The organism is Streptomyces sp. NPDC004266 (assembly GCF_042874095.1).
In the GTDB taxonomy this organism is placed as follows: Bacteria; Actinomycetota; Actinomycetes; order Streptomycetales; family Streptomycetaceae; genus Streptomyces.
The window spans coordinates 200,463-225,808 of record NZ_JBIAMM010000002.1 but is presented as its reverse complement, the minus strand read 5'-3'; the positions used below and the strand labels follow the sequence as shown (position 1 = coordinate 225,808).

Here is a 25,346-nt window from a genome sequence, read left to right as displayed (position 1 = left end):
TCTCTTCATCGTGCGCAAGCGCACTCTCTCCGCCGCGACCTCGTTCGCGGTCCTCGTCGGCTCCGCGGCGCTCGTCGCGGGGACGGCGGGTCGGGCGGCCGCCGACTCGGTCGTCCCGCTGAACGTCGGATCGGTCGGCGACATGGTCGTCGACGGCGCCCACCAGCGCCTGTTCTTCAGCGACACGTACAACAACCGCGTCGTCGTCACCGACTTCGCGGGCCGCTTCGTCCGGGCCGTCGACAACCTGCCCTACGTCCGCGACCTCGACCTCTCCGCCGACTCGGCCACGCTGTACGCGGCGGTGCAGAACGCGGACAAGATCGTCGCCATCGACACGGCGCAGCCGGGCGTCACCGCCGAGTACCCCACGGGCGAGGGCACCAAGCCCTCGACCGTCGCCGCCGCCGGCGGCCGGCTCTGGTTCGGCTACGGCGAGAACTGGGACTCGGAGCTGGGCTCGGTCGACCTGACCACGGCCACGCCGACCGTGGCCCTGGCCCTCACCACGGGTGCCGACTGGTCGAATCCGCCCACGCTCCGCACCGATCCGGCCGCGCCGGACACGCTCGTCGCCGCCGACGGCACCATCAGCTCGGGCCCGATCGTCGTGTACGACACCGGTTCGGGCACGCCGGTCGTCCGCGCGTCCGCCCAGCGCGACGGGTTCGTGAAGGACATCGAGATCGCCCCCGACGGCAAGAGCGTCGTCGCGGCGGACCGGACCACTTCGCTCACCCGGCTCAGCCTGACCGACCTCTCCGAGCAGGAGCACTTCCCGGTGTCCTGGAACGCGGAGGCCGTGGCCGTCGCCCCGGACGGCACCGTGGCCGGCGGGACGTGGGACCGCGACGACGTCGGCGACATCTTCGTCTTCGGGGGCGGCTCCGCGGCCCCGCCGAGCGTCCGGGACACGAAGTCCTGGCTGCCGTACGGCGAGCTGGCCTGGGCGCCCGACAGCACCCGCCTCTTCGCCGCCGTGCAGGAGTCGGGCCGGTCGGAGTACTCGCTGCGGATCTACACGGCGCCGAAGTACCACACCACCTCCGTGACGGTGAAGGCCCCGGCCACCGCGCCGATCAACAAGCCGCTGACCGTCTCCGGCTCGCTCGGCTCCACGCTGCGGCTGCCCGCGGGCACCCCGCTCACCGTGACGCGGTACGACGCGGAGAACCCGGCCGGCAAGGCGCTCGGGACGCGGACGACCGCGGCGAACGGCACGTTCTCGTTCCCGGACACCCCGGCCGCGGCCGGGAAGGTCTCGTACCGGGTGGCGTACCAGGGCGACGCCCGGCACGCGGACTCCAGCGGGACGGCCGTCGTGAGCGTGGCGCCCTTCACGACGTACCTGAAGCTCGACCAGAACCGTCGCACCGTCGACTACGGCACCAACGTGACGTACACGGCCTCCCTCGGCTGGACGCACCGGAACCGCGTCGTGGAGATCTGGGCGGACCCGTACGGCCCGGAGCCCAAGCGGCTGCTCAAGCGCGGCACGGTCGACTCGGCGGGCAAGCTGTCGGTGACGCTCAGGATGACCCGTGACACCTGGGTGACCGCCGACTTCGCCGGCGACACCCGCTCCGGCAGGGCCCACGTCGGGTCCACCGTGTACACGCGGGCCGGTCTGACGACCACGCTGACCCGGCACTACAAGTGGTCGAAGATCGGCACCATCTGGTACCAGACGTACCACCAGACCGCCGACCCGCTGGTCACCGCCTGGAACAACCCGTACCCGGGCCGCAGCACCAAGGTCGAGCTCCAGGTCTGGTACGCGGGCGCCTGGCGCTCCGGCGGCGAGGACTACGTCCGGCTGAACAGCGGCGGCATGGCGTACATCGCGTTCGACGGCGACGGGGCGGCCGGCATCCGCGCCCGGATCCGCACGGCGTACGTGGACGGCGTGTCCGGCGACGACGTGAACACCACGGTCCACGGCTCCTGGAAGTACCTCAACTTCACCCGCTGACCCGTCGGCCACTGCCGCCCCGTCCGCCGTTTCCTCGGATTCCGGTGGGCGGGGCTTCGGCGTTCGCGGGATCATGCAGGCATGGACATCCGGATGAGCTCCGGGACGGGGCGCTGGATCGTCTTCACGACCGTGCTCGGGTCCGGGATGGCGCTGCTCGACTCGACCGTCGTCAATGTCGCCCTGCCGCACATCGGCGAGGACCTGGGCGCCGATCTCGCCGTCCTCCAGTGGACGGTCAACGCCTACATGCTGACCCTGGCCGGGCTGATCCTCCTCGGCGGCTCGCTCGGCGACCGGTTCGGGCGGCGCCGGGTCTTCGTGATCGGGGTGGTGTGGTTCGCGGCGGCCTCGCTGCTCTGCGGCCTCGCCCCGAACGCGGGGGTGCTGATCGCGGCCCGCGCCCTCCAGGGGGTGGGCGGGGCGCTGCTCACGCCCGGCTCCCTCGCGCTGATCCAGGCGAGCTTCCACGAGGACGACCGGGCGCGGGCCGTCGGGCTCTGGTCGGGCTTCGGCGGGGTGGGCGCGGCGATCGGCCCGTTCGTGGGCGGCTGGCTGGTGGACGGCCCCGGCTGGCGGTGGGTGTTCCTGCTGAACGTGCCGCTCGCCGCCGTCTGCGTGCCGGTCGCCCTGCGGCACGTGCCGGAGTCGCGGGACGAGACCGCGCACGGCCGCTTCGACGTGCTCGGCGCGGTCCTGGGCGCGGCGGCGCTCGCCCTCGTCACGTACGCGCTGATCGGCGCGGCCTGGTGGGCCGGGGTGGCCGGGGTGGTGGTCGGGACCGGGTTCACGGTGGTGGAGCGGCGGCGCGGGGAGCGGGCGATGGTGCCGCCGTCGATCTTCCGCTCGCGGCTGTTCACCGCGGTCAATCTGGTCACCCTGTGCGTGTACGCGGCGTTCGGCGGCTTCTTCTTCCTGGCGGCCCTCCAGCTCCAGGTGGTCTCCGGCTACTCGGCGCTCGGCGCCGGTACGGCCCTGCTGCCGACGACCGTGCTCATGCTGCTGCTGTCGGCGAAGTCCGGGGAGCTGGGGGAGAGGATCGGGCCCCGGATCCCGCTCACGGTGGGGCCGCTGCTGTGCGCCGGCGGGATGCTGCTGATGCTGCGGGTCGGGGAGGACGCCTCGTACGTACGGGACGTGCTGCCGGCGCTGCTGGTCCTCGGGCTCGGCATGACGACCCTGGTCGCCCCGCTGACCGCGACCGTCCTCGCCTCGGTGGACGTGTCCCGGGCGGGCCTCGCGAGCGGCATCAACAACGCGGCCGCCCGCGCGGCCGGGCTGATCGCGGTGGCCGCGCTGCCGCTGCTCGCCGGGATGGGCCCGGAGGCGTACCGCTCGGCGGAGGAGTTCGGGGAGACGTTCCGGCGGGCGATGCCGATGTGCGCGGGGATCCTGGTGGTGGGCGCGGTGATCGCCTGGACGACCATGCGGACCCCGGCCGCGTCGGCGGACTGCCATCCGGGGTGCAGGGTCCACTGCGGGGTGCAGTCCCCGCCCCTGGAGCCGGGCGGGCGGGACGTCCCCGCCCGGGAGGCGGACGGCGGGGCGGGGTCCTGAGGCAGACTGGGCCCATGGCCATCCACGAGAACCTCCTGGGGGGACCGGCCCCCACCCACCTGCCCGACGACCCGGGCCCGCGCGAGCTGCTCGCGAACGGTACGGCGCCGGCGGACGTCGCCGCGAAGTACCCGAGCTCCTCGCTCGCCTGGGCCCGGCTCGCCGACGACGCCTACGAGCGCGGCGCGGTCGTCGAGTCGTACGCCTACGCCCGCACCGGCTACCACCGCGGCCTGGACGCGCTGCGCCGCAGCGGCTGGAAGGGCCACGGTCCGGTGCCGTGGGAGCACGAGCCGAACCGCGGCTTCCTGCGCGCGCTGCACGCCCTGGCCCGGGCGGCCGGCGACATCGGCGAGAAGGACGAGTACGAGCGCTGCACGACCTTCCTGCGCGACTCCTCGGAGACCGCCGCGGAGACCCTCGGCTGACCCTCCTCGGAGACCCCCAAGAACGCCCTTTCTCCCACACGGGGGGAAAGGGCGTTCGAGTCGGCGGGTACGATCCCCGGAACCGCAGGACTCAGGGGGGAAGTCTGTCGTGGGAAAACGTGCCTTACCCGCAGGACGGCGGGGAACGAGGAGGAAACGCGGGTCGGGACCCCGTCTCGTCCTTCCGGTCCTGGCCCTGGTGACGGTCTCGCTCGGCGCCGGGGCGGCGCTCGCGCACTTCCAGGGCGAGGAGACGGACGGGCGGGCGGCCCCCGGGGCGGCGGCACCGTCGGCGACCGTCCCGAGCACCCGGCCCCCGGCGGCGAGGCCGAAGCCGCCGCCGAAGCCGGCTCCCGAGAAGACCGGGCAGGCCCGGAAGACACCGAAGCCCGGGCCGAAGCCCGGGTCCGCGCCGAAGCGGACCACCGTCCCGCAGTCCGGCTCCGGCACCTTCACCACCGCGCGGGCCTCGGGCGAGCCCGTCGGCCACGGCGGCACCCTGCGCCGCTACCGGGTCCAGGTCGAGGACGGCATCGCGCTCTCGGCGCGGGGGGCGGCCGCGGAGATCCAGCGGATCCTGGCCCATCCGCGCGGCTGGGCAGCGCACGGCCGGGGCCGGTTCCAGCTGGTCTCGGAGAACGCCGACTTCGTCATCAGGATCGCCACCCCGGACACCGCCGACGCGCTCTGCGCGCGCCAGGGCTACAACACCCACGGCGAGCTGAACTGCGAGACCGCCGACGGCGTCGTGGTGAACCTCAAGCGGTGGATGCTCGGCTCGCCGACCTTCGCGGGGGAGCCCGCGGAGTACCGGCACCTGATCATCAACCACGAGGTGGGGCACGAGATCGGCATCCGCTCGCACATGGGCTGCCCGGGTCCGGGCAGGCTCGCACCGGCGATGATGCAGCAGATCAAGGGCCTGAACGGCTGCCGATCGAACGCTTTTCCGTATGACGAAGAGGGGATCTACATCACGGGCCCGATCGTGTCATGATGCGCTTGGGACGCGCGCGAAGAAGCACGCCTCCCGAGGGGACCGGAGCTCCCGTGGCGCGCAGCAGAGCGCGCACGGTGGAGCGGACCGCTACCCGGTAGCCCGTATCGAGGAGACAGAAATGTCCACCTTCCCCGATGCCTCCGGAGCCGGCTCGGTCGTCGACGACCCGAACCTCGACTTCGCGGGCACGACGCCGTACGAGGACTACGTCCAGGCGGACGTCCTCACCCACCTCCAGCACCTCCGCTCGGACGACCCCGGCGAGATGGTCTTCCTGGTCACGACCCAGGTCATGGAGCTGTGGTTCACGGTGATCGTCCACGAGTGGGAGACCGCGAGCCGCGCCCTGCGCGAGGACCGGGTCCCCGTCGCGATGGACGCGCTCAAGCGCTCGGTGCGCGAGCTGGAGGCCCTCAACCACTCCTGGCGGCCGCTCGCCCAGCTCACCCCCGGCCAGTTCAACGCCTACCGGGCGGCGCTCGGCGAGGGCTCCGGCTTCCAGTCGGCGATGTACCGGCGGATGGAGTTCCTGCTCGGCGAGAAGTCCGCGTCCATGCTCGTCCCGCACCGGGGCGCGCCCCGCGTGCACGCCGAGCTGGAGAAGGCGCTGCACGAGCCCAGCCTGTACGACGAGGTCCTCGGCTTCCTCGCCCGCCGCGGCCTGCCCGTGCCGGCAGCGGTCCTCGGCCGTGACCTGGCGCAGCGGTACGAGCCCTCGCCCGAGGTCGAGGCGGTCTGGGCCGGGATCTACGCGGACGCCGACCAGAACGGCGAGCTCGTCCGGCTCGGCGAGGCCCTGAGCGACGTCGCCGAACTGGTCTGGCGCTGGCGCAACGACCACCTGGTGGCGACCCGGCGCGCGATGGGCGCGAAGACCGGCACCGGCGGCTCCGCGGGCGTGGCCTGGCTGGAGAAGCGGGCCCAGAAGAACGTCTTCCCCGAGCTCTGGACGGCCCGCAGCCATGTCTGAGCCGTACGAGAAGGGGGCCGCGCGCCCGGACGCCGCCGGCGACCTCCATGAGCGGGCCCTGGAGCTCGACGCCGCCGACGGCCTCGCCGGGCACCGCGCGAAGTTCGCCCTCGACGAGGAGACCGTCTACCTGGACGGCAACTCGCTGGGAGCCCTGCCCGCGCACGTCCCGGCCCGCATGGCCGACGTCATCGCCCGCGAGTGGGGCGAGCTGCGCATCCGCTCCTGGGACGAGTCCGGCTGGTGGACCGCGCCCGAGCGGATCGGCGACCGGATCGCGCCGATCGTCGGCGCCGCCCCGGGGCAGATCGTGGTCGGCGACTCGACGAGCGTGAACGTCTTCAAGGCGGTCGTCGCGGCCGCCCGGCTGAACGGCGACGACCGCGACGAGATCCTCGTCGACGCGACGACCTTTCCCACGGACGGGTACATCGCGCGGTCCGCGGCGCGGCTGACGGGTCACGAGATCGTGGCGTGCGACCCGGCCGACATGGCGGCGGCGGTGAGCGGCCGCACGGCCCTCGCGCTCGTCAACCACGTCGACTACCGCACGGGCCGGCTCCAGGACCTGCCCGGGCTCACCGCCGCGCTCCACGCGGCGGGCGCGCTCGCGGTCTGGGACCTGTGCCACAGCGCGGGCGCCCTGCCCGTCGGCCTGGACGCCCACGGGGTCGACCTGGCCGTCGGCTGCACCTACAAGTACCTGAACGGCGGCCCCGGTTCCCCCGCGTACCTGTACGTCGCCGAGCGCCACCAGGCCGCCTTCGACTCGCCGCTGCCCGGCTGGAACTCGCACGCCGACCCGTTCGGCATGACCCCCGGCTACGAGGCGGCGTCCGGCGCGCTCCGGGGCCGGGTGGGCACGCCCGACATCCTGTCCATGCTGGCCCTCGAAGCGGCGCTCGACGTCTGGGACGGCGTCGCGGTCGAGGACGTCCGGGCCAAGTCGCTGGCGCTGACGGACTTCTTCCTGGAGTGCGTCGGGGCGTACGTCCCCGAGGGCCTCGTCACCTCCGTGACCCCCGGGGCGCACGGTGAGCGCGGCAGCCAGGTGGCACTGCGCTGTGCGGACGCGCCCGCCGTCATGGCGGAGCTGATCAAGCGCGGGGTCGTGGGCGACCTGCGCCGTCCGGACGTCCTGCGGTTCGGCTTCACCCCGCTGTACGTGGGCTTCGCGGACGCGGAGCGGGCGGCCCGGATCCTCGCGGACGTCCTCGGGGGCCTCGGCGGCTGATCGTCGGATGATCGCCTGATCTGCGGGGGTTCCGGTGCTGGTACCGTCCCCGCAGGTCAGGCCAATTCGGCCCCGCACCCGAGAGGTTGGAACAGCATGCCGGACCCCGCCGCGCGCGATGCCGCCGAAGAGGCGTCGGCCTTCTCGCACCCGGCCGTCGCCCCGGACGCCACCGCGGCGTACGGCGACCACCCGGACCAGGTGGTCGACTTCTACGCCCCGCGCGACGGGCGCACCAGGGCCCCGCTCGTCGTCGCCCTGCACGGCGGCGCCTGGCGGGCACCGTACGACCGGCAGCACCTGACCCCCTTCGTGGACCTCCTGGCCCGCCGGGGCTTCGCCGTGGCCAACGTCGAGTACCGGCGCGGGCCCGGCCTGCCCCACCAGGGCGGTACGGCCCCGGTCGCCGGGCGCTGGCCGGAGACCTTCGACGACGTGGCGGCGGCGCTCGACGCGGTGGCGGACCTGGCCTCCGCGCACCTCCCGCAGGCCGACCCGCGACGGACCGTCCTCACCGGCCACTCGGCGGGCGGCCACCTCGCGCTGTGGGCCGCCGCCCGGCACGTCCTGCCCGCCGGCTCCCCGTGGCGGCTCCCCGCCCCGCCGGAGCTGCGCGGGGTCGTCGCCCTCGCCCCGATCGCCCACTTCGGGCGGGCGGTGGAGCTCGGGGTGTGCGGCGGCGCGGTCACGGAACTCCTGGGCGACGAGGCGGAGTACGCGGCGCGCGCGGCCGCCACGGACCCGTCCGTCCTCCTCCCGACCGGCATCGCGACCACCGTCGTCCAGGGCCGCGAGGACGCCGACGTGCCGTACGCGGTGGCCGAGGCGTACGCGGAGGCGGCGGCGAAGGCGGGCGAGGAGGTCGGCCTGACGCTCCTGGAGGGCATCGGCCACTTCCCGCTCATCGACCCGGCGGCGGACGCGTGCGCGGTGGTGGCGGAGGAGATCGCCCAGCTGGCTTGGTGACCCCGGAACTTCGGATTCCCGTACAACCCTTCGAACGGATCACGAGTCTCATCGGGCACGGCCTTCCCGTGTCCGATCGTTCTCATGGGGGTTTCACCTTGCAGCTCCGTTCCACCCGCGCCCGTCTCGCCACCGCCGTCACGGTCGCCCTCGCCGTCACCGCCCTCGGCGCCGGCACGCTGGCGACCGCTCCGGCCGCGTTCGCGGCGGCCTCGGCCCCTTCGGCCGCGGCCGACCAGGCCGCCGGGGCCCTTCCCGTCTACCCGGAAGGCAGCGACTTCGGGGGCGCGGGAACCTCCGGCTTCCTCAGCTACGCCTTCGCCCCCGACACCACCCGGCAACTGACGTGGACGCCGTACGACGGCGGCGCCGCGATCCCGCTCCAGGACCCCAAGGGCTGGGCCCTGGGGGCCGGTGACGTGGTCGTCCTCGGGGACGCCTCCTGGTCCGCCGACTTCCGTTCGATCACCCTGCGGAACATGGCCGACCCCGCCGCCCCCGCCGTGTCCCTCGACCTCGGCGCGATGCAGGGCAACTACGTGGCCGTGCTGAGCCCCACGAGCGTGCTCGCGCAGGTGATCAACGAGGTCGGCCGGGCCGAGCTGCGCGTCGTCACCAAGGACGGCGCCACGACGACCAGCCGCAAGATCGCGGGCCTGCCGGCGGACGCCACCGACTTCTTCGGCTCGTCGGCCCACGACGGCCGGGTCCTCGTCGGGTACGCGACCGGGCCGGAGGACGCGCGGACCGGCGGCCGGGCCCTCGTCGACGTGGCGGCCGGGACGGTCACCGCGACGTACGCCGCTCCCGAGTCCGGGTTCGGCTACGGCGGCCTGGACTTCTCCGGTACGCACGTGACCTGGTTCGGCTACGAGGCCGGCACCGGCGACTCCATCACGTCCGTCGACCGCAGGACGGGCGAGCAGAAGAAGACCGTCCTGGGCGCCCACACCGCCAAGTGGTACAGCGCGCTCGTGGGCGAGTGGCTGGTGCACGGCAATCCCGAGACGCCCGCCAAGGCCGTCTCCCTGACCAGCGGCGAGACCGTCGACCTCGGCGTCTCGGCCGTGCGAGCGTCGACCGCGTCCGACGGCAGCGCCGTGCTGCGCGGCAGCCGGGCCGCCGACGGCGACGGGCTCTTCCGCGTCACGGCCGCGCAGGACGGCACCCCGACCGTCACCAAGGTCGCGGAGACGGGTCGGGTGAAGCCCCCGCTGGAGATCCAGCAGGTCCACGTCCCCGACTCGGTCGACCTCGACAAGACCGGCGGCAAGGCGACCCTGGGCTGGACGCTGTCGCGCGCCGACGCCTACCTGGACGTCACGCTCACGCACACCGTCACCGGCAAGGAGTTCACCAAGCGCCTGACCGCGCCCGCGTCCGGCACCCTGTTCTCCTTCGACTGGGACGGCGTCGTCGACGGGGTCGACGCCCCGAACGGCACGTACGGCGTGGAGGCCGAGGCGACGCTGGTCGACGGCACCGGCGAGCCCGCCTACCAGGGCTGGCTCATGAACGTCCTGCGCGCGGCCGACCCGCACGACTACACGAACAACGGCTCCACCGACGTCCTCGCCCGGGACGCCTCCGGCGTGCTGTGGCGCGACGACCTGCGGGACCGCCCGGTGAACGGCCAGGTGGCGCCGGCGAAGCGGACGAAGCTGGGCGCGGGCTTCCAGGCGTACAACGCGATCGAGGCCGCCGGGAACCTCGCGGGCGGTCCGGCCGGCGACTTCGTCGCCCGCGACACCGCCGGCGTGCTGTGGAGCTTCCTCGGCAAGGGCGACGGCACCTTCGCCGCCCGTACCAAGGTCGGCCCCGGCTGGGGCGCCTACAACAAGATCGCGGCCGGGTCCGACCTGACCGGCGACGGCCGCCCCGACCTCGTCGCGGTGGACGGCGCGGGCGCGCTCTGGCTCCACAAGGCCACCGGCAAGTGGGACGCCCCCTACGCGGCCCGCGTGCGGCTCGCCTCCGCCGGCTTCAACACGTACAACCAGATCGCGGCCGTGGGCGACGTGGCGGGCACCGCGGCGGGCGACGTCGTGGCGCGCGACACGGCGGGCGTGCTGTGGCTGTTCCCCGGCAAGGGCGACGGCACGTTCGCCCCGCGCGTCCGGATCGGCGGCGGCTGGGGCGTCTTCTCCCAGCTCGTCGGCGCAGGCGACCTCGACAACGACGGGCGCCCGGACCTGATCGGGTACGGATCGGGCGGCACGTACGTCTACCACTCGACGGGCTCCGTCGACGCCCCCTTCAGCCGTCGGACGACGTCGCTGTACGCGGGCGAGGGCACCACGTTCAACAGCATCGCCTGAGGGCCGCCCTAGTCCTCAAGGGGGACCCGGAAGGATCCGCATCCAGCGGGACGACCCGGTCCCCCGCCGCCCGTACCGTTTTCGGTGTGACCCAGACACAGTCCTCCGAGACGAGCCGCAGCCCCGAGTTCCGCCTGGTGCAGGTGGCGCTCGGCGGGCTGCGCCAGGAACTCTTCCACGACGCCTTCGCCTACCGGCCGCTCCCGCGCATGGACGTGGACAGCGGGCCGACGCGCTTCCTGCCGGCGCGGATACGGGTGTACGCCGGTCTGCTGCCGCACGCGGTCGTCGCCTTCATGGCGATGATCGTCTTCTTCATCGGGATGGAGCGCTACCACGGCGCCATCGGCCCGATCGGGCTCGTCGCCTCCCTCGTGCCGGCCGCGACCGTGCTGCTCACCCTGGTCCGGCCGGTCCTCGCCTTCTGGGCCTCGCTCGGCGCGGCGCCGTTCGTCGGGGTGATCGCCGGCTTCGTGACCGGCTGGCCCTGGTCGGCCGACTCGTTCGCCGCCCACCTCGTGGTCCTCGTCGTGGTCGCCGCCCGCACCCGGCCCCGTACCGCCGTGTGGATGTGGATCGGGACGGCGGGCTACGCGCTCTTCGCCGAGGTGTTCCTCAGGGTGGGCGGCGGCACCGACGCCGTCCCGATGCTGTTCGTCGCCGCCCTCGCCCTGCTCACCGTCACCGTCTTCCAGGTCCGCCGCCAGGCGACCCGCGAGGTCACCGCCCAGCAGACCGTCACCGCGCGGGAGCGTTCGAAGCGGACCGTCCTGGAGGAGCGGACGACCATCGCGCGCGAGCTGCACGACGTCGTCGCCCATCACATGTCGGTGGTCGCCATCCAGGCGGAGGCCGCGCCGTACCGGGTGGAGAACCCGCCGCCGGAGCTGGAGCAGGCGTTCCTCACCATCCGGGAGAACGCCGTCGCCGCGCTGACCGAGCTGCGCCGCATCCTCGGGGTCGTCCGGGCCGAGGACTACGAGGCGCCCGACGCCCCGCAGCCGACCCTCGGCGACCTGGACGCGCTCGTCGACAACGTCCGCGAGGCCGGGCTCGACGTGGAGAAGACGGTGACCGGCGCGGTGCGCGAGCTGCCGCAGGGCGTGGAGCTCTCCGCGTACCGGATCGTCCAGGAGGCCCTGTCGAACGTGCTGCGGCACGCGCCGGGGGCCGCAGCGAAGGTCGAGGTCAGCTACGTCCTGGGCGGGCTGGGCCTGCGGATCGCCAACGGCCCGGCGCGCGGTCTCGTCAAGCCCGCCCGTCACCCGGCCACCACCCCTGACGGAGGGCTGCGCCCGCCCCCTTCGATGGGCGCGGGTCACGGCATCACCGGCATGCGGGAGCGCGTGACGATGCTGGGCGGCGAGATGACGGCCGAGGCGACCGACGACGGTGGCTACGAGGTGACGGCCTTCGTCCCCGTCGGCCGCGAGTCCCTGAGCCGTGAGGAGACCGCGCAGTGATCCGCGTACTGATCGTCGACGACCAGATGATGGTCCGCGAGGGCTTCTCGGTGCTGCTGGGCGCGATGCCGGACATCGAGGTCGTCGGCGAGGCGGTCAACGGCCGGGAGGCGATCGCGCAGGTCGCCGCCCTCCGGCCCGACGTGGTCCTCATGGACATCCGGATGCCCGAGCTGAACGGCATCGAGGCCACGCGGGAGATCGTCGCCGCCGACGCGGACGCGAAGGTGCTGGTCCTGACCACCTTCGACCTCGACGAGTACGTGTACCAGGCGCTGCGCGCCGGCGCCTCCGGCTTCCTCCTCAAGGACGCCTCGGCCCGGCAGCTCGCGGACGGCGTCCGGGTGGTCGCGGCCGGCGAGGCGCTGCTCGCGCCGACCGTCACCAAGCGGCTGATCACCGAGTTCGCGAAGGCGCCGGGCTCCCCGCGTCCGCCGGCGACGGCGCAGATCGGGGAGCTGACCGAGCGGGAGACGGAGGTCCTCGTCCTCATCGCGCAGGGCCTGTCGAACGCCGAGATCGCCGACCACCTCGTCGTCGCCGAGTCGACGATCAAGACGCACGTCAGCCGGATCCTGGTGAAGCTGGGCCTGCGCGACCGCACGCAGGCGGCGGTCTTCGCGTACGAGGCGGGATTGGTGCGGGCCGGCGGGTAGCGTCCGGGCATGGACGCTGTTGACGCTGTGTACGACCCCTGGTCGGCGGAGTTCGTCGCCGACCCGTATCCCGCCTACGCCGAGCTGCGCGCCGCCGGCCGCGCCCACTGGCACGCCCCCACCCGCCAGTGGCTGGTCCCGCACCACGAGGACGTGTCGGCGCTGCTGCGGGACCGGCGCCTGGGCCGGACGTACACCCATCGCTTCACGCACGAGGAGTTCGGGCGGGAGGCGCCGGACGCCGCGTACGAGCCGTTCCACACGCTCAACGACCACGGGCTGCTCGATCTGGAGGCGGCCGACCACAGCCGGATCCGGCGGCTGGTGTCGAAGGCGTTCACGCCGAGGACGGTGGAGGACCTGGCGCCGACGGTGCGGGGCCTCGCCGCCGGTCTCGTCGGTGACCTGGTCGCGGCGGGCGGCGGCGACCTGCTGTCCGCCGTCGCCGAGCCGCTGCCGGTCGCGGTGATCGCCGAGATGCTCGGCATCCCCGCGGAGGACGAGGAGCGGGGGCGGCTGCGGCCCTGGTCGGCGGCGATCTGCGGGATGTTCGAGCTGAACCCCTCGCAGGAGACGGCCCGGCGGGCGGTGGAGGCCTCGGTGGAGTTCTCCGACTATCTGCGGGAGCTGATCGCGCGGCGGCGGAAGAGCCCGGGGAACGACCTGATCTCGTCCCTGATCGCGGTGGAGGAGCTGACGGAACAGGAGATGGTCTCCACCTGCGTCCTGCTCCTCAACGCGGGGCACGAGGCCACGGTGAACACCACGGTCAACGGCTGGTGGACGCTGCTCAGGGAGGGCGTCCGTCCGGTTCCCGAAAAGTTGTCCACAGCTGTGGAAGAACTTCTGCGCTACGACACCCCGCTCCAGATGTTCGAGCGCTGGGTCCTCGACGACATCGAGCTCGGCGGCGTCACCGTCCCGCGCGGCTCCGAGGTCGCCCTCCTCTTCGGCTCCGCCAACCGCGACCCCGCCCGCTTCGGTCCCACCGCCGACGTCCTCGACCTCGAACGGGCCGACAATCCGCACGTCACCTTCGGCGCCGGCATCCACTACTGCCTCGGAGCCCCGCTCGCCCGCCTCGAACTGACCGCCGTCTTCGGCGAGTTGCTGAGGCAGGCGCCGGGGCTGAGGCTCGCGGCGGAACCGGTGCGGAAGCCGGGGTACGTCATCCGGGGCTTCGAGGAGCTGCTCGTGGAGGTGTGAGCCGCCGGCCGGGCGGTCAGGTCAGCACGTCCCGGCGGCGCAGCGCCGCCAGGCCCGTCGCCGTCAGCGCCGTCGCCAGGGCCGTCAGGACCAGGACCGGGGTCCAGGCCATGTCCGGGCCCGGCAGCCTCGGCAGGTGCCCGAAGGGGGAGAGGTCCAGGACGGCCTGCGGCAGGTCCAGGGCGGGGCCGATCCAGCCGAGGGCCAGGCAGAGCCCGGCCACGCCCCACGCGGCGGTCGCGGCCTTCGGGGCGGCGCCCCAGAGCAGGACCGCGAGCCCGGCGAGCGTCCAGACGCCCGGGAGCTGGACGAGCGCGGCGCCCAGGATCGGGCCCGGCTCGTGCCCGTACGCGAGGGTCAGGCCGAGGCCGCCGAGGACCAGGATCAGGGCCGAGCCGCCGAAGGCGATCACCAGGTGCCCGGCGGCCCAGCGGAGCCGGCCGAGGGAGCCCGCGAGGAGCGGTTCGGCCCGGCCCGAGGTCTCCTCGCCGTGCGGCCGCAGCACGGAGCCGACGGCGTACAGCGCCGCGAGCATCCCGAGGAGGGAGACCATGGTGGCGAGGAAGGCGTCGGTCAGCGCGCTCTGGCCGCCCATCCGCTCGAAGATCTCCCGGGCCCGTTCGTTGTCGCCGACGATGTCGGCCGCGCCCTCGACCATCCCGCCGAAGACGAGACCGCCGGCGAGGAAGCCGAGGGACCAGCCGAGGAGCGTGCCGCGCTGGAGCCGCCAGGCGAGCGCCCCGGCCGTCGCGAGCCGCCCCTCCGCCGGGCCCGGCCGGGTCGGGAGGAAGCTCGCGCCGACGTCCCGGCGGGCGGTCAGCGCGTACGCCGCCGCCGTCTGCGCCAGGACGGCGGCGAGGATCAGGAGCAGCACCCACCAGCGTTCGTCGGCGAAGGCGCGGACGTGCTCGGCCCAGCCGACCGGCGAGAGCCAGGTCAGGACCGAGCCGCTGTCCGCCGTGCCGGAGTCGCCGGCCGCCCGCAGGACGAACGCCAGGCCCAGGACGGCGGCCGACAGGCCCTTGGCGAGCCGGGCGCTCTCCGTGAACTGGGCGGCGAGGGCTGCCGTGGTCGCGAAGACCATGCCGGTGCCGCCGATCGCCAGGCCGAGCGCGAGCGCCCCGGCCGCGCCCTGTCCGGCGAGGCCGGCGGTGACGAGGAGGGCGATGGCCGTGTTGAGGGCGAGGGCGGCGAGGAGCGCCGCCGTCAGCGGGGCCCGGCGGCCCACCGCCCCGGCGGACAGCATCTCCTGACGGCCCGTCTCCTCCTCCTCGCGGGTGTGCCGGACCACCACGATCAGGCTCGCGACGGCGGCGAGGACCGCGCCGAAGGTGCCGAAGCGCCAGGCGACGAGCCCCCCGAGGGAGTCGTCGAAGACCGGCCCGTACAGGGCGCGCATCGAGCTGTTGGCGGTCATGGAGGCGGCGAGCTCTGCCCGCTCGGCGGCCGTGGAGTACAGCCCCTCCAGGGAGCCCGCGCCGCTCGCGACCATGCCGCCGGTGACGAGCGCCCAGACGGGGAGCGTCAGCCGGTCGCGGCGGAGTGCGAGCCGCGTGAGGGCGCCGGTGCCGGCGAGGTTCATGACGCCACCTCGTCCGTGTAGTGCCGGAGGAAGAGCTCTTCCAGGGTGGGCGGGGTGGAGGTCAGGCTCCGTACGCCCGAGGCGGTCAGGGAGCGGAGGACGGCGTCGAGCTTGTCGGTGTCGACCTGGAACTTCACGCGGCTGCCCTGGGTGTCCAGGCCGTGGACGCCGGGCAGGTGGGCGAGGCCGTTGGGCGGCCCGGCGAGTTCGGCGGTGACGCTGGTGCGGGTCAGGTGCCGCAGCTCCGCGAGCGAGCCCGACTCGACGGTCCGGCCCTTGCGGACGATGCTGACCCGGTCGCAGAGCGCCTCGACCTCGCTGAGGATGTGGCTGGACAGCAGGACGGTCCGGCCCTGGTCGCGGGCCTCCTCGACGCAGCTCTGGAAGACCTCCTCCATCAGCGGGTCGAGGCCGCTGGTGGGCTCGTCGAGGACGAGCAGGTCGACGTCGGCGGCGAAGGCGGCGACCAGGGCGACCTTCTGTCGGTTCCCCTTGGAGTAGGTGCGGCCCTTCTTGGTGGGGTCGAGCTCGAAGCGCTCGATCAGCTCGTCCCGCCGGGTCCTGTCGAGGCGTCCGCCCCCGCGCAGCCTGCCGTAGAGGTCGATGACCTCGCCGCCGGAGAGGTTGCGCCAGAGCGTCACGTCGCCGGGGACGTAGGCGATCCGGCGGTGGAGCTCGACGGCGTCGCGCCAGGGGTCGCGGCCGAGGAGCCGGGCGGCGCCGGAGTCGGGCCGCAGCAGGCCCAGGAGGACCCGGATGGTGGTGGACTTCCCGGCGCCGTTGGGGCCGAGGAAGCCGTGGACCTCGCCGGTCTCGACGCTGAGGTCGAGGCCGGCGAGGGCGTGGGTGCGCCCGAAGGACTTGTGGAGTCCGATGACGCTGATTGCCTTCGTCATGCTTCTGAACGTACGGTAGTTTCACAAATTTGTGAAGTTAAGGAACCGTATAAAATCGAGAGATGGGTGAGAGCGAGATGACGACGAAGACGGACGGGACCGACGGGGTCGACGACGAGGCGGTCTCCCGCTTCGTGGAGCGCTTCGCCGCCGAGATGACCGCCGCCGGCATGCAGCGCATGGCGAGCCGCGTCTTCGCGGCGCTCCTCGCGTCCGAGACGGCCTCCATGACCTCGGCGGAACTGGCCGAACAGCTGCGGATCAGCCCGGCCGCCGTCTCCGGCGCGATCGGCTACCTCACCCAGGTCGGCATGGTCAGCCGCGAGCGCGACCCCGGCACGCGCCGCGACCGGTACGTCCTCCACAACGAGCTCTGGTACGAGACCTTCACCCGCCGCGACCAGGTCCTGGTCCGCTGGGAGAAGGTCCTGGACGAGGGCGCCGCGACCCTCGGGACGGACAGCGCGGCGGGCCGCCGCATCGGGGAGACGGCCGAGTTCTTCGCCTTCCTGCACAGCGAGATGGCCGGGATCATGGGCCGCTGGCGCGCCCACAAGGAGGCGCGGAGCGGCTGATCAGGGGGCCCGGGTCTCCAGCGGAGGGGCGAGCCGGTCCAGCAGCGCGGTGAACTCCGGCCGCCCGTCGTTCTCGTGGTACGGCCCCGCCGGCCACAGGGGGCGCCCCTCGATCCAGGGCGTGACGAACGGCATGCCGGCGCCGGAGGCGAAGTCCCGCCGGCCGTGCAGCCAGGCGGTGCCGACGGGCCGGGACGGCAGCCCGCGGCGCGGCTCCTTGGAGGGGCCGGGCGGAATCAGCGGGAGCACCCCCTCGGGCTGGACGTACAGACCGCCGTGCACCGGGAACAGCACCAGGACGGGGCCGCCGCCCTGCGGGTCGTACAGCAGGACGTACCGGCGCGGGGTGGGCGGGGAGGAGGCCGCGGACCGGGCCATCAGCCGCGCCGCGGGCCTGCCCGCGACCAGCAGCCGGTAGCAGGAGTGCACGAGGGCGCCCAGGACCAGCACGCCGATGGCGTACAGCTTCGGGGCGTCCTCCTCCGGCGGTCCGGTCAGCGCGAGCGCCCCGACGGCCGCGCAGAACGCGAGCGCGACCAGCACCCGGGTCGTTCCGGCGATTCGCCGCAGGCTCCGCACCCGCCACCAGGCCACCCGGCGCACGTCCGCCTCCGGGCGGAGCGCCCTGCCCTGCGGCGCGGCCTGGCGCCGGGCGTGCGCGGCGAGCACCGCGTACGGCGGCTCGGCCGCGCGGGGCAGCGCGTCGAGGCGTACGGAAAGTCCGTCCACGGTGATGTGCTCGGTGACGTCCACGGGCTGCGGCTGCTTCGGGGCGGACCGGCGCATCAGGCCCTCCGCCTCCGCGCGCGCCACGATCCGGCGGCGCACGCGCGCGCCGCGCATCGGCTTCGCCCAGATCAGCGGCCCGCCGCCGGGCGCGGCGAGGACCCCGCCCGCGCGCGGGTCGCCGCACCACCACAGCACGCCGTCCGGGCCCGGCCGCAGCAGCTCGTAGCGCTGCCGGGTCGCGATCACGGTCAGCGGCCACACCTCGCCGCCGTCCGGGGAGCGCAGCACGACGCTCGTCGCGTACCGGCTCTGGCCGACCCCCACGGCGGGGTGCGCCGACCAGACGCCCGCGCCGAGCGCCCGCCGCATCCGCCGTGCGAGGACCAGCGAGCCGGCCCCGGCACCCAGCGCGACGATCCCGAGCGAGAGGATCGTGAGGACCGGGGCGGAGGCCCCGAGGGCCCCGAGACCGACGGCCAGGGCCAGCGTCACGCCGCCCCCGATGATCAGCCTCTCCGCTCTTCGCCGGTACCGCCCCAGCGCCCCCGCCGTCTCCTCGACGTCCAGCGCACACGTCATCACACGTCCCCCCCACCCCACCGGTCACCCCGCGTCGACGCTAGGGCCTGAGGGGCGCGACGCGCCACCGGCAATCGGGCGAGGGCGCCCGGCTAGGCGGCCTCCCGGGGCAGGGTCAGCCCCCACGCCCCCGCCCGGACCGTCCACGTCCGCCGTCGCACCGGTCCCGTGACCCGGCCGTCCGCGCGGTAGCGGAAGTCGGGGCCCGAGACGGTGAGGGTGCGGGCGGTCGCGTGGCGCGGCGGGGCCGCCGACGGGTGGACGGTCACCTCCGCCGCACCGCCCGCCCAGCGGACCGACAGGCCCTCCACCGGTGCGTCGACGTCGGCGAGCAGCACCCCGTCCGCCTCCACCCGCAGCCGGTGCGTGCGGACGGCGAGGGCCGAGGGGGCCGGCCGGACGAGGGTGCGGACGAGGGAGCGGCAGGTGCCCCAGACGGACGCCGCCGCCGGGGCGAGGTCGGGCAGGCCCGGCACCAGGAGGTCGCCGAGGACGACGCCGTCGCTGTCGTCGACGAGCAGGTCGAGACGGCGCACGGCCCCCTGGAGGACCGTCCGCGCCGCCGCCGGCGTGGAGCGCGGCACGCCGAGCGCGTGGGCCACCTCCAGGTCGTCCGGGGCGCCGATCGGGACGAGCGAGAGGGCCCCCTCGGAGAGCTCCCGCTCGCGGTGCAGCAGGGCCACCGTGCGGAGCAGCGCGCGGTCGTCGCCGAGGACGACGGGGCGCCGGGAGCCGCGCCGGGCCAGGGCCCGGCAGAATTCCTCGGGGCCGTCCGGCAGGCAGATCTTCGCCTCCGCGCCCGCGGACAGCACGTCTTTCGCGATCCGTACGGACTCGCCGTCATTTCGGCGGGCGACCGGGTCGACGATGACCAGCAGCTGGTCGTGATCCGACACCTCGGTCCTTCCTCGGGTAGCATCTTTGTGCAAGAGCCCCTTGCGCTATTGCGCCAGGGGCTTCGTCTATTCCGGGGCACACCGGTGAGGCGGCGTACGCCCCCTGACCTTGGACATGCCCCACCCGGAAGGGGTGTACGCCTGTGCCCGCACTTGTGCTGCTCGGTGCTCAGTGGGGTGACGAGGGCAAGGGAAAGGCCACCGACCTCCTCGGTGGATCCGTGGACTACGTGGTGCGTTACCAGGGCGGCAACAATGCCGGCCACACGGTCGTCGTCGGCGACCAGAAGTACGCGCTGCATCTCCTCCCTTCCGGAATCCTCTCCCCGGGGTGCACCCCGGTGATCGGAAACGGTGTCGTCGTCGACCCGGCGGTCCTGCTCTCCGAGCTGAGCGGACTGAACGAGCGCGGCGTCGACACGTCGAAGCTCCTGATCAGCGGCAACGCCCACCTGATCACCCCGTACAACGTCACCCTCGACAAGGTGACGGAACGGTTCCTCGGCAAGCGCAAGATCGGCACCACGGGTCGCGGCATCGGCCCGACCTACGCCGACAAGATCAACCGCGTCGGCATCCGGGTCCAGGACCTGTACGACGAGTCGATCCTCACCCAGAAGGTCGAGGCGGCGCTGGAGGGCAAGAACCAGCTCCTCGCCAAGCTGTACAACCGCCGCGCGATCGAGGCGGAGCAGATCGTCGAGGAGATGCTCCAGTACGCGGAGCAGATCAAGCCGTTCGTCGCGGACACCACGCTGATCCTCAACAAGGCGCTCGACGAGGACAAGGTCGTGCTCTTCGAGGGCGGCCAGGGCACCCTGCTCGACGTCGACCACGGCACGTACCCCTTCGTCACCTCCTCGAACCCGACCGCGGGCGGCGCCTGCACGGGCGCGGGCGTGGGCCCGACGAAGATCTCCCGCGTCATCGGCATCCTCAAGGCGTACACGACCCGCGTCGGCGCCGGCCCGTTCCCGACGGAGCTGTTCGACGAGGACGGCGAGGCGCTGCGCCGCATCGGCGGCGAGCGCGGTGTCACCACCGGCCGTGACCGCCGCTGCGGCTGGTTCGACGCGGTCATCGCCCGCTACGCGACCCGGGTCAACGGCCTGACGGACTTCTTCCTCACCAAGCTCGACGTGCTGACGGGCTGGGAGCAGATCCCGGTCTGCGTCGCGTACGAGATCGACGGCAAGCGCGTCGAGGAGCTGCCGTACTCGCAGACCGACTTCCACCACGCGAAGCCGATCTACGAGATGCTGCCGGGCTGGTCCGAGGACATCACCAAGGCGAAGACCTTCGCGGACCTGCCGAAGAACGCGCAGGCGTACGTGAAGGCGCTGGAGGAGATGTCGGGCGCCCCGATCTCCGCGATCGGCGTGGGCCCCGGCCGCACCGAGACGATCGAGATCAACTCCTTCCTGTAGGAAGCACCCGCAGGCCGCCGCGCGCCGTCCGCGCCCCTACCTCACGGGGCGCGGGCGGCGCGCGTCGCCGTACTCGGACTCGCGGATCGTCAGCCGTCCACCTTCGTGTCCCGGCCGACCTTCTCCCAGGCCGTCAGGTCGGAGCGGACCTGGTCCAGGTGGGCGTGGATCGCGTCGATCGAGTCCGAGCCGAGGGCGAGGCGCAGCGGGGTCTCGTCGGCGTTCAGGGCGGCGAGGACGGCCGCGGCGGCCTTGGCCGGGTCGCCCTCCTCGGTGCCGCCGCCGGTCTCGACGTAGGCGCGGGTGGCGCCGACCGTCTCGGCGTAGTCCTCGATGCCGCCCCCGCTGACGCCGCCCTTCCCGAGGAGGCTGGTGCGGAAGGCGCCGGGCTCGACGACGAGGACGTCGATGCCGAGCGGACGGACCTCGGCGGCGAGGGCCTCGGAGAAGCCCTCCAGGGCGAACTTGGTCGCGCTGTAGGCGCCGAAGCCGGGCAGCGACATCTGCCCGCCCATGCTGCTGATCTGCACGATCGCGCCCGAGCGGCGGGCCCGCATGTGGGGCAGGACGGCGCGGGTGAGGGCGGCGGGGCCGAAGACGTGCACGTCGAAGAGGGAGCGGAGCTCCTCGTCGGTGGTCTCCTCGACGGAGCCGACGTGGGTGCGGCCCGCGTTGTTGACGAGGACGTCGACGCGGCCGTGGCGCTCGACGAGCGCGGCGACGACCCGGTCGACGGCCGCCGTGTCGGTGACGTCCAGGGCGACCGGGTCGACCTGGTCGGGGTGGGCGGCGGCCAGGTCGTCCAGGGTCTCGGTGCGGCGGGCCGCGGCGACGACGACGTCGCCGGCGGCGATCGCGGCCTCGGCGAAGGCGCGCCCGAAGCCGCTGTTCGCGCCGGTGATCAGCCAGACCTTGCTCATGTTCGTGCTCCCCCTCGTGGGTGCCGCCGGGCGGCGGCTCGGTGTCCCGACAAGCTTGGGACGGCGGGACGTTGTCCGTCCAAGATCCGGCGTGATAGCCCATGGTTATGGATGTGCACGGGCGGGATCTCCGCTACTTCCTCGCGGTCGCCGAGGAGCTCCACTTCACGCGGGCCGCCGAGCGGCTGTACGTCTCGCAGCCCGCGCTCAGCAAGCAGATCCGCGCCCTGGAGCGGCAGCTCGGCGCGCCCCTCTTCGACCGCGGCCGGCAGGGCGTGGTCCTCACCCCCGTCGGTACGGCCCTGCTGCCGCACGCGCGGGCCGTGCTGGCCGCGTGGGAGGAGGGCCGGGAGGCGTTACGGCGGGCGAGGGCGGCCGCCGACGGCACCCTGGTCGTCGGCATGAGCACCAGCCCGGGCCGCGGCGGGCTGCTGCCCGCGATCCGGTCCCGGTTCACCGAGGCGCACCCGGAGGCCCGGCTCAGGCTGCGCCAGGTGGGCTGGGAGGACCCGACGGCGGGCCTCGCGGACGGCACCAGCGACGTGGCCTTCGTATGGCTGCCGCTGGCCGGGGCGGACCGTTTCCGCTGGGTCGTCGTCGCGACCGAGCCCCGGCTCGTCGCCCTGCCCGAGGCGCATCCGCTGGCCGCCCGGGACGGCGTGGACTTCGCCGAGCTCCTCGACGAACCCTTCCTCGCCCTCCCCGCCACCGGCCCCGAACTCCGCGACCACTGGCTGGCCGTGGACGCCCGGGGCGGCCGCCCGCCGGTCGTCGGCGCCGAGATCGCCAGCGCGGACGAGGCGTACGAGGCGCTGGTCGACGGCCTCGGCGTCTGTCTGGTCGCCGCGGGGAACGCCTCGCTCCTCACCCGCGGCGGCGTCGTCACCCGCCCCGTCCACGGCGTCACCCCGAGCCGTTTCGCCCTCGCCTGGCGCACCGCCGACCCCCGCCCCCTGGTCCACGACTACGCCCGCGCGGTGTCCGAGGTCGTCTCGCGCGAGGCCTGAACTCGCCTTGTGGGACGGGTGGTTCGGATGCGTAATGAGGGGCACGCCGTAGCCGGTCCGTCTCGGGGGGACGCATGGAGACTCACGGAACACCGCCGCCGAAGCCGACCCGGCCACCGGTCCCGGCCGACCCGCCGCCCCGGTACGGGCTGGTCATCAGCAAGCGGTTGCTCTGGGTGTACGGAGGCGCCTACCCGCTGGAGAACATCGTCCGCGTCTACACCTTCGTGCTCCGACCCCGGCGCATCGAGGCGTTCAACCGGTTCCTGAAACGGGGCGGGATCACGCTCGCGGTTCTCGTGGTCCTCATGAACTTCACGGCCTCGTCGTCGAGTTCGTACGAGTACGGGTCGAGGGACGACCTCGACGACCTCCTCGGCTTCGTCCAGGTCTGCGCCGTGCTCCTGCTGGTCTACTACTTCGGCGACATGGCCACCGTGGTCTTCGCGAGGTCCCACGACGTCCTCGCCATCGAGACGAACGGACGCTCCACGGCCCTGGTGACCGGGAAGCGCGACCGCCTGAACCAGCTCGTCCGCGAGATCGCCGAGGCCATCGACAAGCCGGACGCCGAGTTCCACGCCTCGGTGGGGACGCTGGCGGTCGCCAACTACGGCAACTACTACTTCGGGGACGCCGTGAACATGTACGGCGGCAGCGACAACACGGGGATGGTGAAGTGATGGCCGGGGACAACTACTACGGAGACGTCGTGAACATGCACGGCGGGCACGGCAACCAGGGCATCGTGCACCACCACTCCTCGCCGGAGGCGGAGCGGCTGCTCGCGGAGGTGCTCGCACGCGTCGAGGAGCTGCGCGGCCAGGTGACGCCCGAGGTCGCCGAGGAGCTGGACGGGGCCTCGGCCGCCCTCGCGGTGCCGCAGACGCGACAGGGCGGGCTCGCCGTCCTGCGGGCCGTCGCCGCCACCGCCGGCGCCGTCGGCCAGCCCCTCCTGGACGCCGTCCGGGCCGCGCTCGAACTCGTCGCCCGCTAGGTACTAGTCCCGGACGAACTCGGCCGGTTCCCCGTCCGCCGTCATCCCGTAGACCTGGAGCCGCTCCTTGCCCTGCCAGTGGACGAGGCGGAGGTTGCTGGAGCCGTTCTCGGCGCAGCCCGGGTCCCAGCTGTCCGGGTCGCGGGTCTCCGGGCCGATGACGAGGAGGGAGCCCGCGCCGCCGACGACGGCGGTGGTCGCGCAGTCGACGTCGTCGGCGAGCAGGTTCCCCTGGTCGTCCATGCGCGGGTACGACTGCTCGAAGCGCACGAGCGGGGCGCCGACCGGGCCCTGGGTGATGGTGATCCGGTAGGACCAGCGGTCGGGTTCGGGCTGGGTCACCGTGTCCGGCGCCTGCTTCCAGGTGCCGAGGTACGCGGCGGGGACGACGTCCGGGCCGGCCTTGACCCGCTGGAAGGTGCTCCTGGCGACGCCGGAGCCCCATTCGACGACGTCGGTCGAGCGCAGTCTGAGGGTCTGTCGGGCGGCCGGGGTGCAGCGCCGGGCGGGGACGCTCTCGGTGATCTCGGCCTCGCCGAGGACGAGTTCGCCGTCGGTGGCGGAGATCAGGGTGGCCCGGCCGATGCAGAGCAGTTCGCCGGTGACGTGGGTGTACACGGCGGCCTTGGCGCCCGCGGGGCCCTGGGTGATCTCGATCCGGCTGGTCTCGTAGGGCGCGTTCGCCGTGCCCTTCAGGACGCCTTCCCAGGCGCCGAGGAAGGCGGCGGGGACGATCCCGGCGGGGCGGCCGGTGGCGGTGCCGTTCTTCCGGCCGCCGTCGGCGGTGCCGCCGGTCCCGCCGTCGGTCCGGCCCGGCCAGTAGGCGTACGCGACGGTGGCCGCCGCCGCGACGACGAGGGCCGTGGCGGCGGCGAGGAGGGCGGTACGGCCCCGGCGCCGGGGTGCGGTGGAGGAAGGCGCGGTGGAGGAAGGCGGGGTGGAGGAAGGCGCGGTGGAGGCGGGAGGCGCGGTGGAGGCGGTGCCGGCCGCGTCGGCCGGCGGGGGAGTGCCGGAGGCGGCCGGGGCGCCCTCCACGGGGGCGGCCCCCTCCGCTTCGAGCAGCTGCGCCGCGTGCCGGCCGAGCCGCGCCAGGACGTCCGCCGGGAGCCAGGGGTCGGCGACCGGGAGGGTCTCGACGATCTCGGTCGCCGTGGGCCGGTCCGCCGGGTCCTTGGCGAGGCAGGCCCGGATGAGTCCGGAGAGCTCGGGCGGCAGGTCCGTCAGGTCGGGGTCGTCGTGGGCGATGCGGAACATGGTGGCGTGGACGCCGCTGTCCGCAGTGCCGAAGGGGGCGCGGCCGGTCGCCGCGTACGCGAGCACGGACCCGAGGCAGAAGACGTCCGACGCGGGGCCGACGTGGTCGCCGCGGACCTGCTCGGGCGACATGAAGCCGGGGGAGCCGACGACCGCGCCGGTGGTGGTCAGGTTGCCGCCGTCGGCGACGTGGTCGACGGCGCGGGCGATGCCGAAGTCGATGATCCGCGGCCCGTCGACGGTCAGCAGCACGTTGGACGGCTTGAGGTCGCGGTGGACGAGTCCGGCGGCGTGGATGTGGTCGAGGGCGCGGGCGAGCCCGGACGCCAGGGCCCGTACGGTCGCGGGCGGCAGCGGCCCGAACTCGTCGCCGACGACGGTCCGCAGCGAGGGTCCCGGGACGTAGCCGATGGCGACCCACGGCGAGTCGGCGGTGGTGTCCGAGCCGAGGACGGGCGCGGTGCCGGTGCCGCCGACCCGTTCCAGGGCGGCGACCTCGCGGGCGAAGCGGCGCCGGAACTCGTCCTGGGCGGCCAGCTCCGCGTGCACCACCTTGACCGCGACGGTCCGCCCTCCGGCCGAGCGCGCCAGGAACACCCGGCCCATCCCGCCGACCCCGAGGCGGCCGATCAGACGGAACGGGCCGACGCTGACCGGATCTTCCGCGTTCAATGACTCCACGTCGCCAGAGCATGCCAGACGGGCAGGTCGGCG

At 73.9% G+C, this 25,346-nt stretch carries 22 protein-coding genes; 16 read left to right on the top strand and 6 right to left on the bottom strand.

Annotated features, from left to right (window positions below):
* The first annotated feature begins 10 nt into the window (after positions 1 to 10).
* From ACFYUZ_RS05745 to ACFYUZ_RS05695, 11 genes are all read left to right on the top strand, one after another.
* The gene (locus ACFYUZ_RS05745) at positions 11 to 1,972 is read left to right on the top strand and encodes an Ig-like domain repeat protein (RefSeq protein WP_389306594.1); all 1,962 of its coding nucleotides are present in this window, start codon (positions 11 to 13) and stop codon (positions 1,970 to 1,972) included.
* A gap of 81 nt (positions 1,973 to 2,053) precedes the next feature.
* Complete coding sequence (locus tag ACFYUZ_RS05740; RefSeq protein WP_389306593.1) at positions 2,054 to 3,529, top strand: MFS transporter; 1,476 nt, start codon at positions 2,054 to 2,056, stop codon at positions 3,527 to 3,529.
* A 14-nt stretch (positions 3,530 to 3,543) separates the two neighbouring features.
* On the top strand, positions 3,544 to 3,957 hold the full coding sequence (locus ACFYUZ_RS05735; RefSeq protein WP_389306592.1) for a DUF3151 domain-containing protein: 414 nt from the start codon (positions 3,544 to 3,546) through the stop codon (positions 3,955 to 3,957).
* A 109-nt stretch (positions 3,958 to 4,066) separates the two neighbouring features.
* Positions 4,067 to 4,954 (top strand): DUF3152 domain-containing protein, encoded by an 888-nt coding sequence (locus ACFYUZ_RS05730; protein ID WP_389306591.1) that lies wholly within the window; start codon positions 4,067 to 4,069, stop codon positions 4,952 to 4,954.
* 121 nt (positions 4,955 to 5,075) lie between these two features.
* Positions 5,076 to 5,927: a tryptophan 2,3-dioxygenase family protein gene (locus tag ACFYUZ_RS05725; RefSeq protein WP_389306590.1), complete on the top strand. Its 852-nt coding sequence runs from the start codon at positions 5,076 to 5,078 to the stop codon at positions 5,925 to 5,927.
* Positions 5,920 to 7,161, top strand: coding sequence for a kynureninase (gene kynU / locus ACFYUZ_RS05720; protein ID WP_389306589.1), 1,242 nt, complete (start codon positions 5,920 to 5,922; stop codon positions 7,159 to 7,161). Before ACFYUZ_RS05725 ends, kynU begins: the two co-directional genes overlap by 8 nt.
* Before the next feature lie 96 nt (positions 7,162 to 7,257).
* Positions 7,258 to 8,127: an alpha/beta hydrolase gene (locus ACFYUZ_RS05715; protein WP_389306587.1), complete on the top strand. Its 870-nt coding sequence runs from the start codon at positions 7,258 to 7,260 to the stop codon at positions 8,125 to 8,127.
* Between the two features lie 98 nt (positions 8,128 to 8,225).
* A complete protein-coding gene (locus ACFYUZ_RS05710; protein ID WP_389306585.1) occupies positions 8,226 to 10,445 on the top strand; it encodes an FG-GAP repeat domain-containing protein in 2,220 nt (739 codons plus the stop codon).
* An 86-nt stretch (positions 10,446 to 10,531) separates the two neighbouring features.
* Positions 10,532 to 11,908 (top strand): sensor histidine kinase, encoded by a 1,377-nt coding sequence (locus ACFYUZ_RS05705; RefSeq protein WP_389306584.1) that lies wholly within the window; start codon positions 10,532 to 10,534, stop codon positions 11,906 to 11,908.
* On the top strand, positions 11,905 to 12,564 hold the full coding sequence (locus ACFYUZ_RS05700) for a response regulator transcription factor (protein ID WP_356900700.1): 660 nt from the start codon (positions 11,905 to 11,907) through the stop codon (positions 12,562 to 12,564). The genes ACFYUZ_RS05705 and ACFYUZ_RS05700 overlap by 4 nt, the downstream gene beginning before the upstream one ends.
* Positions 12,565 to 12,573: 9 nt before the next feature.
* Positions 12,574 to 13,770, top strand: a complete 1,197-nt coding sequence (locus tag ACFYUZ_RS05695) for a cytochrome P450 (RefSeq protein WP_389306582.1) — start codon at positions 12,574 to 12,576, stop codon at positions 13,768 to 13,770.
* A gap of 16 nt (positions 13,771 to 13,786) precedes the next feature.
* Here ACFYUZ_RS05695 and ACFYUZ_RS05690 read toward each other — a convergent pair whose 3' ends face one another.
* Together ACFYUZ_RS05690 and ACFYUZ_RS05685 are read right to left on the bottom strand one after the other, a co-directional pair.
* Positions 13,787 to 15,352 (bottom strand): ABC transporter permease, encoded by a 1,566-nt coding sequence (locus ACFYUZ_RS05690; RefSeq protein ID WP_389306581.1) that lies wholly within the window; start codon positions 15,350 to 15,352, stop codon positions 13,787 to 13,789.
* Positions 15,349 to 16,248 carry an ATP-binding cassette domain-containing protein gene (locus ACFYUZ_RS05685; protein WP_389306580.1) on the bottom strand — a complete coding sequence of 300 codons (900 nt, stop codon included), beginning with the start codon at positions 16,246 to 16,248 and terminating at the stop codon, positions 15,349 to 15,351. The genes ACFYUZ_RS05690 and ACFYUZ_RS05685 overlap by 4 nt, the downstream gene beginning before the upstream one ends.
* A gap of 62 nt (positions 16,249 to 16,310) precedes the next feature.
* Between ACFYUZ_RS05685 and ACFYUZ_RS05680 the strand changes: the two genes are divergently transcribed.
* The gene (locus tag ACFYUZ_RS05680) at positions 16,311 to 16,823 is read left to right on the top strand and encodes a GbsR/MarR family transcriptional regulator (protein WP_389306578.1); all 513 of its coding nucleotides are present in this window, start codon (positions 16,311 to 16,313) and stop codon (positions 16,821 to 16,823) included.
* Here ACFYUZ_RS05680 and ACFYUZ_RS05675 read toward each other — a convergent pair whose 3' ends face one another.
* Together ACFYUZ_RS05675 and ACFYUZ_RS05670 are read right to left on the bottom strand one after the other, a co-directional pair.
* A complete protein-coding gene (locus ACFYUZ_RS05675; RefSeq protein WP_389306577.1) occupies positions 16,824 to 18,131 on the bottom strand; it encodes a hypothetical protein in 1,308 nt (435 codons plus the stop codon).
* A 92-nt stretch (positions 18,132 to 18,223) separates the two neighbouring features.
* Positions 18,224 to 19,027 carry a diacylglycerol kinase gene (locus ACFYUZ_RS05670; protein ID WP_389306576.1) on the bottom strand — a complete coding sequence of 268 codons (804 nt, stop codon included), beginning with the start codon at positions 19,025 to 19,027 and terminating at the stop codon, positions 18,224 to 18,226.
* Between the two features lie 143 nt (positions 19,028 to 19,170).
* Here ACFYUZ_RS05670 and ACFYUZ_RS05665 point away from each other — a divergent pair, with 143 nt between their 5' ends.
* Positions 19,171 to 20,454 carry an adenylosuccinate synthase gene (locus tag ACFYUZ_RS05665; protein WP_389306575.1) on the top strand — a complete coding sequence of 428 codons (1,284 nt, stop codon included), beginning with the start codon at positions 19,171 to 19,173 and terminating at the stop codon, positions 20,452 to 20,454.
* A gap of 89 nt (positions 20,455 to 20,543) precedes the next feature.
* On the opposite strand, the gene ACFYUZ_RS05660 is transcribed toward ACFYUZ_RS05665, so the two are convergent.
* Positions 20,544 to 21,374, bottom strand: coding sequence for an oxidoreductase (locus ACFYUZ_RS05660; RefSeq protein WP_389306574.1), 831 nt, complete (start codon positions 21,372 to 21,374; stop codon positions 20,544 to 20,546).
* A gap of 101 nt (positions 21,375 to 21,475) precedes the next feature.
* Between ACFYUZ_RS05660 and ACFYUZ_RS05655 the strand changes: the two genes are divergently transcribed.
* From ACFYUZ_RS05655 to ACFYUZ_RS05645, 3 genes are all read left to right on the top strand, one after another.
* Positions 21,476 to 22,381 (top strand): LysR family transcriptional regulator, encoded by a 906-nt coding sequence (locus ACFYUZ_RS05655; RefSeq protein ID WP_389306573.1) that lies wholly within the window; start codon positions 21,476 to 21,478, stop codon positions 22,379 to 22,381.
* Positions 22,382 to 22,455: 74 nt separating this feature from the next.
* Complete coding sequence (locus ACFYUZ_RS05650) at positions 22,456 to 23,064, top strand: DUF6232 family protein (RefSeq protein WP_389306571.1); 609 nt, start codon at positions 22,456 to 22,458, stop codon at positions 23,062 to 23,064.
* Entirely contained in the window at positions 23,064 to 23,378 is a 315-nt protein-coding gene (locus tag ACFYUZ_RS05645; protein ID WP_389306569.1) for a hypothetical protein, read from the top strand. Before ACFYUZ_RS05650 ends, ACFYUZ_RS05645 begins: the two co-directional genes overlap by 1 nt.
* 3 nt (positions 23,379 to 23,381) lie before the next feature.
* On the opposite strand, the gene ACFYUZ_RS05640 is transcribed toward ACFYUZ_RS05645, so the two are convergent.
* Entirely contained in the window at positions 23,382 to 25,313 is a 1,932-nt protein-coding gene (locus ACFYUZ_RS05640; protein WP_389306568.1) for a protein kinase, read from the bottom strand.
* Positions 25,314 to 25,346 lie beyond the last annotated feature (33 nt).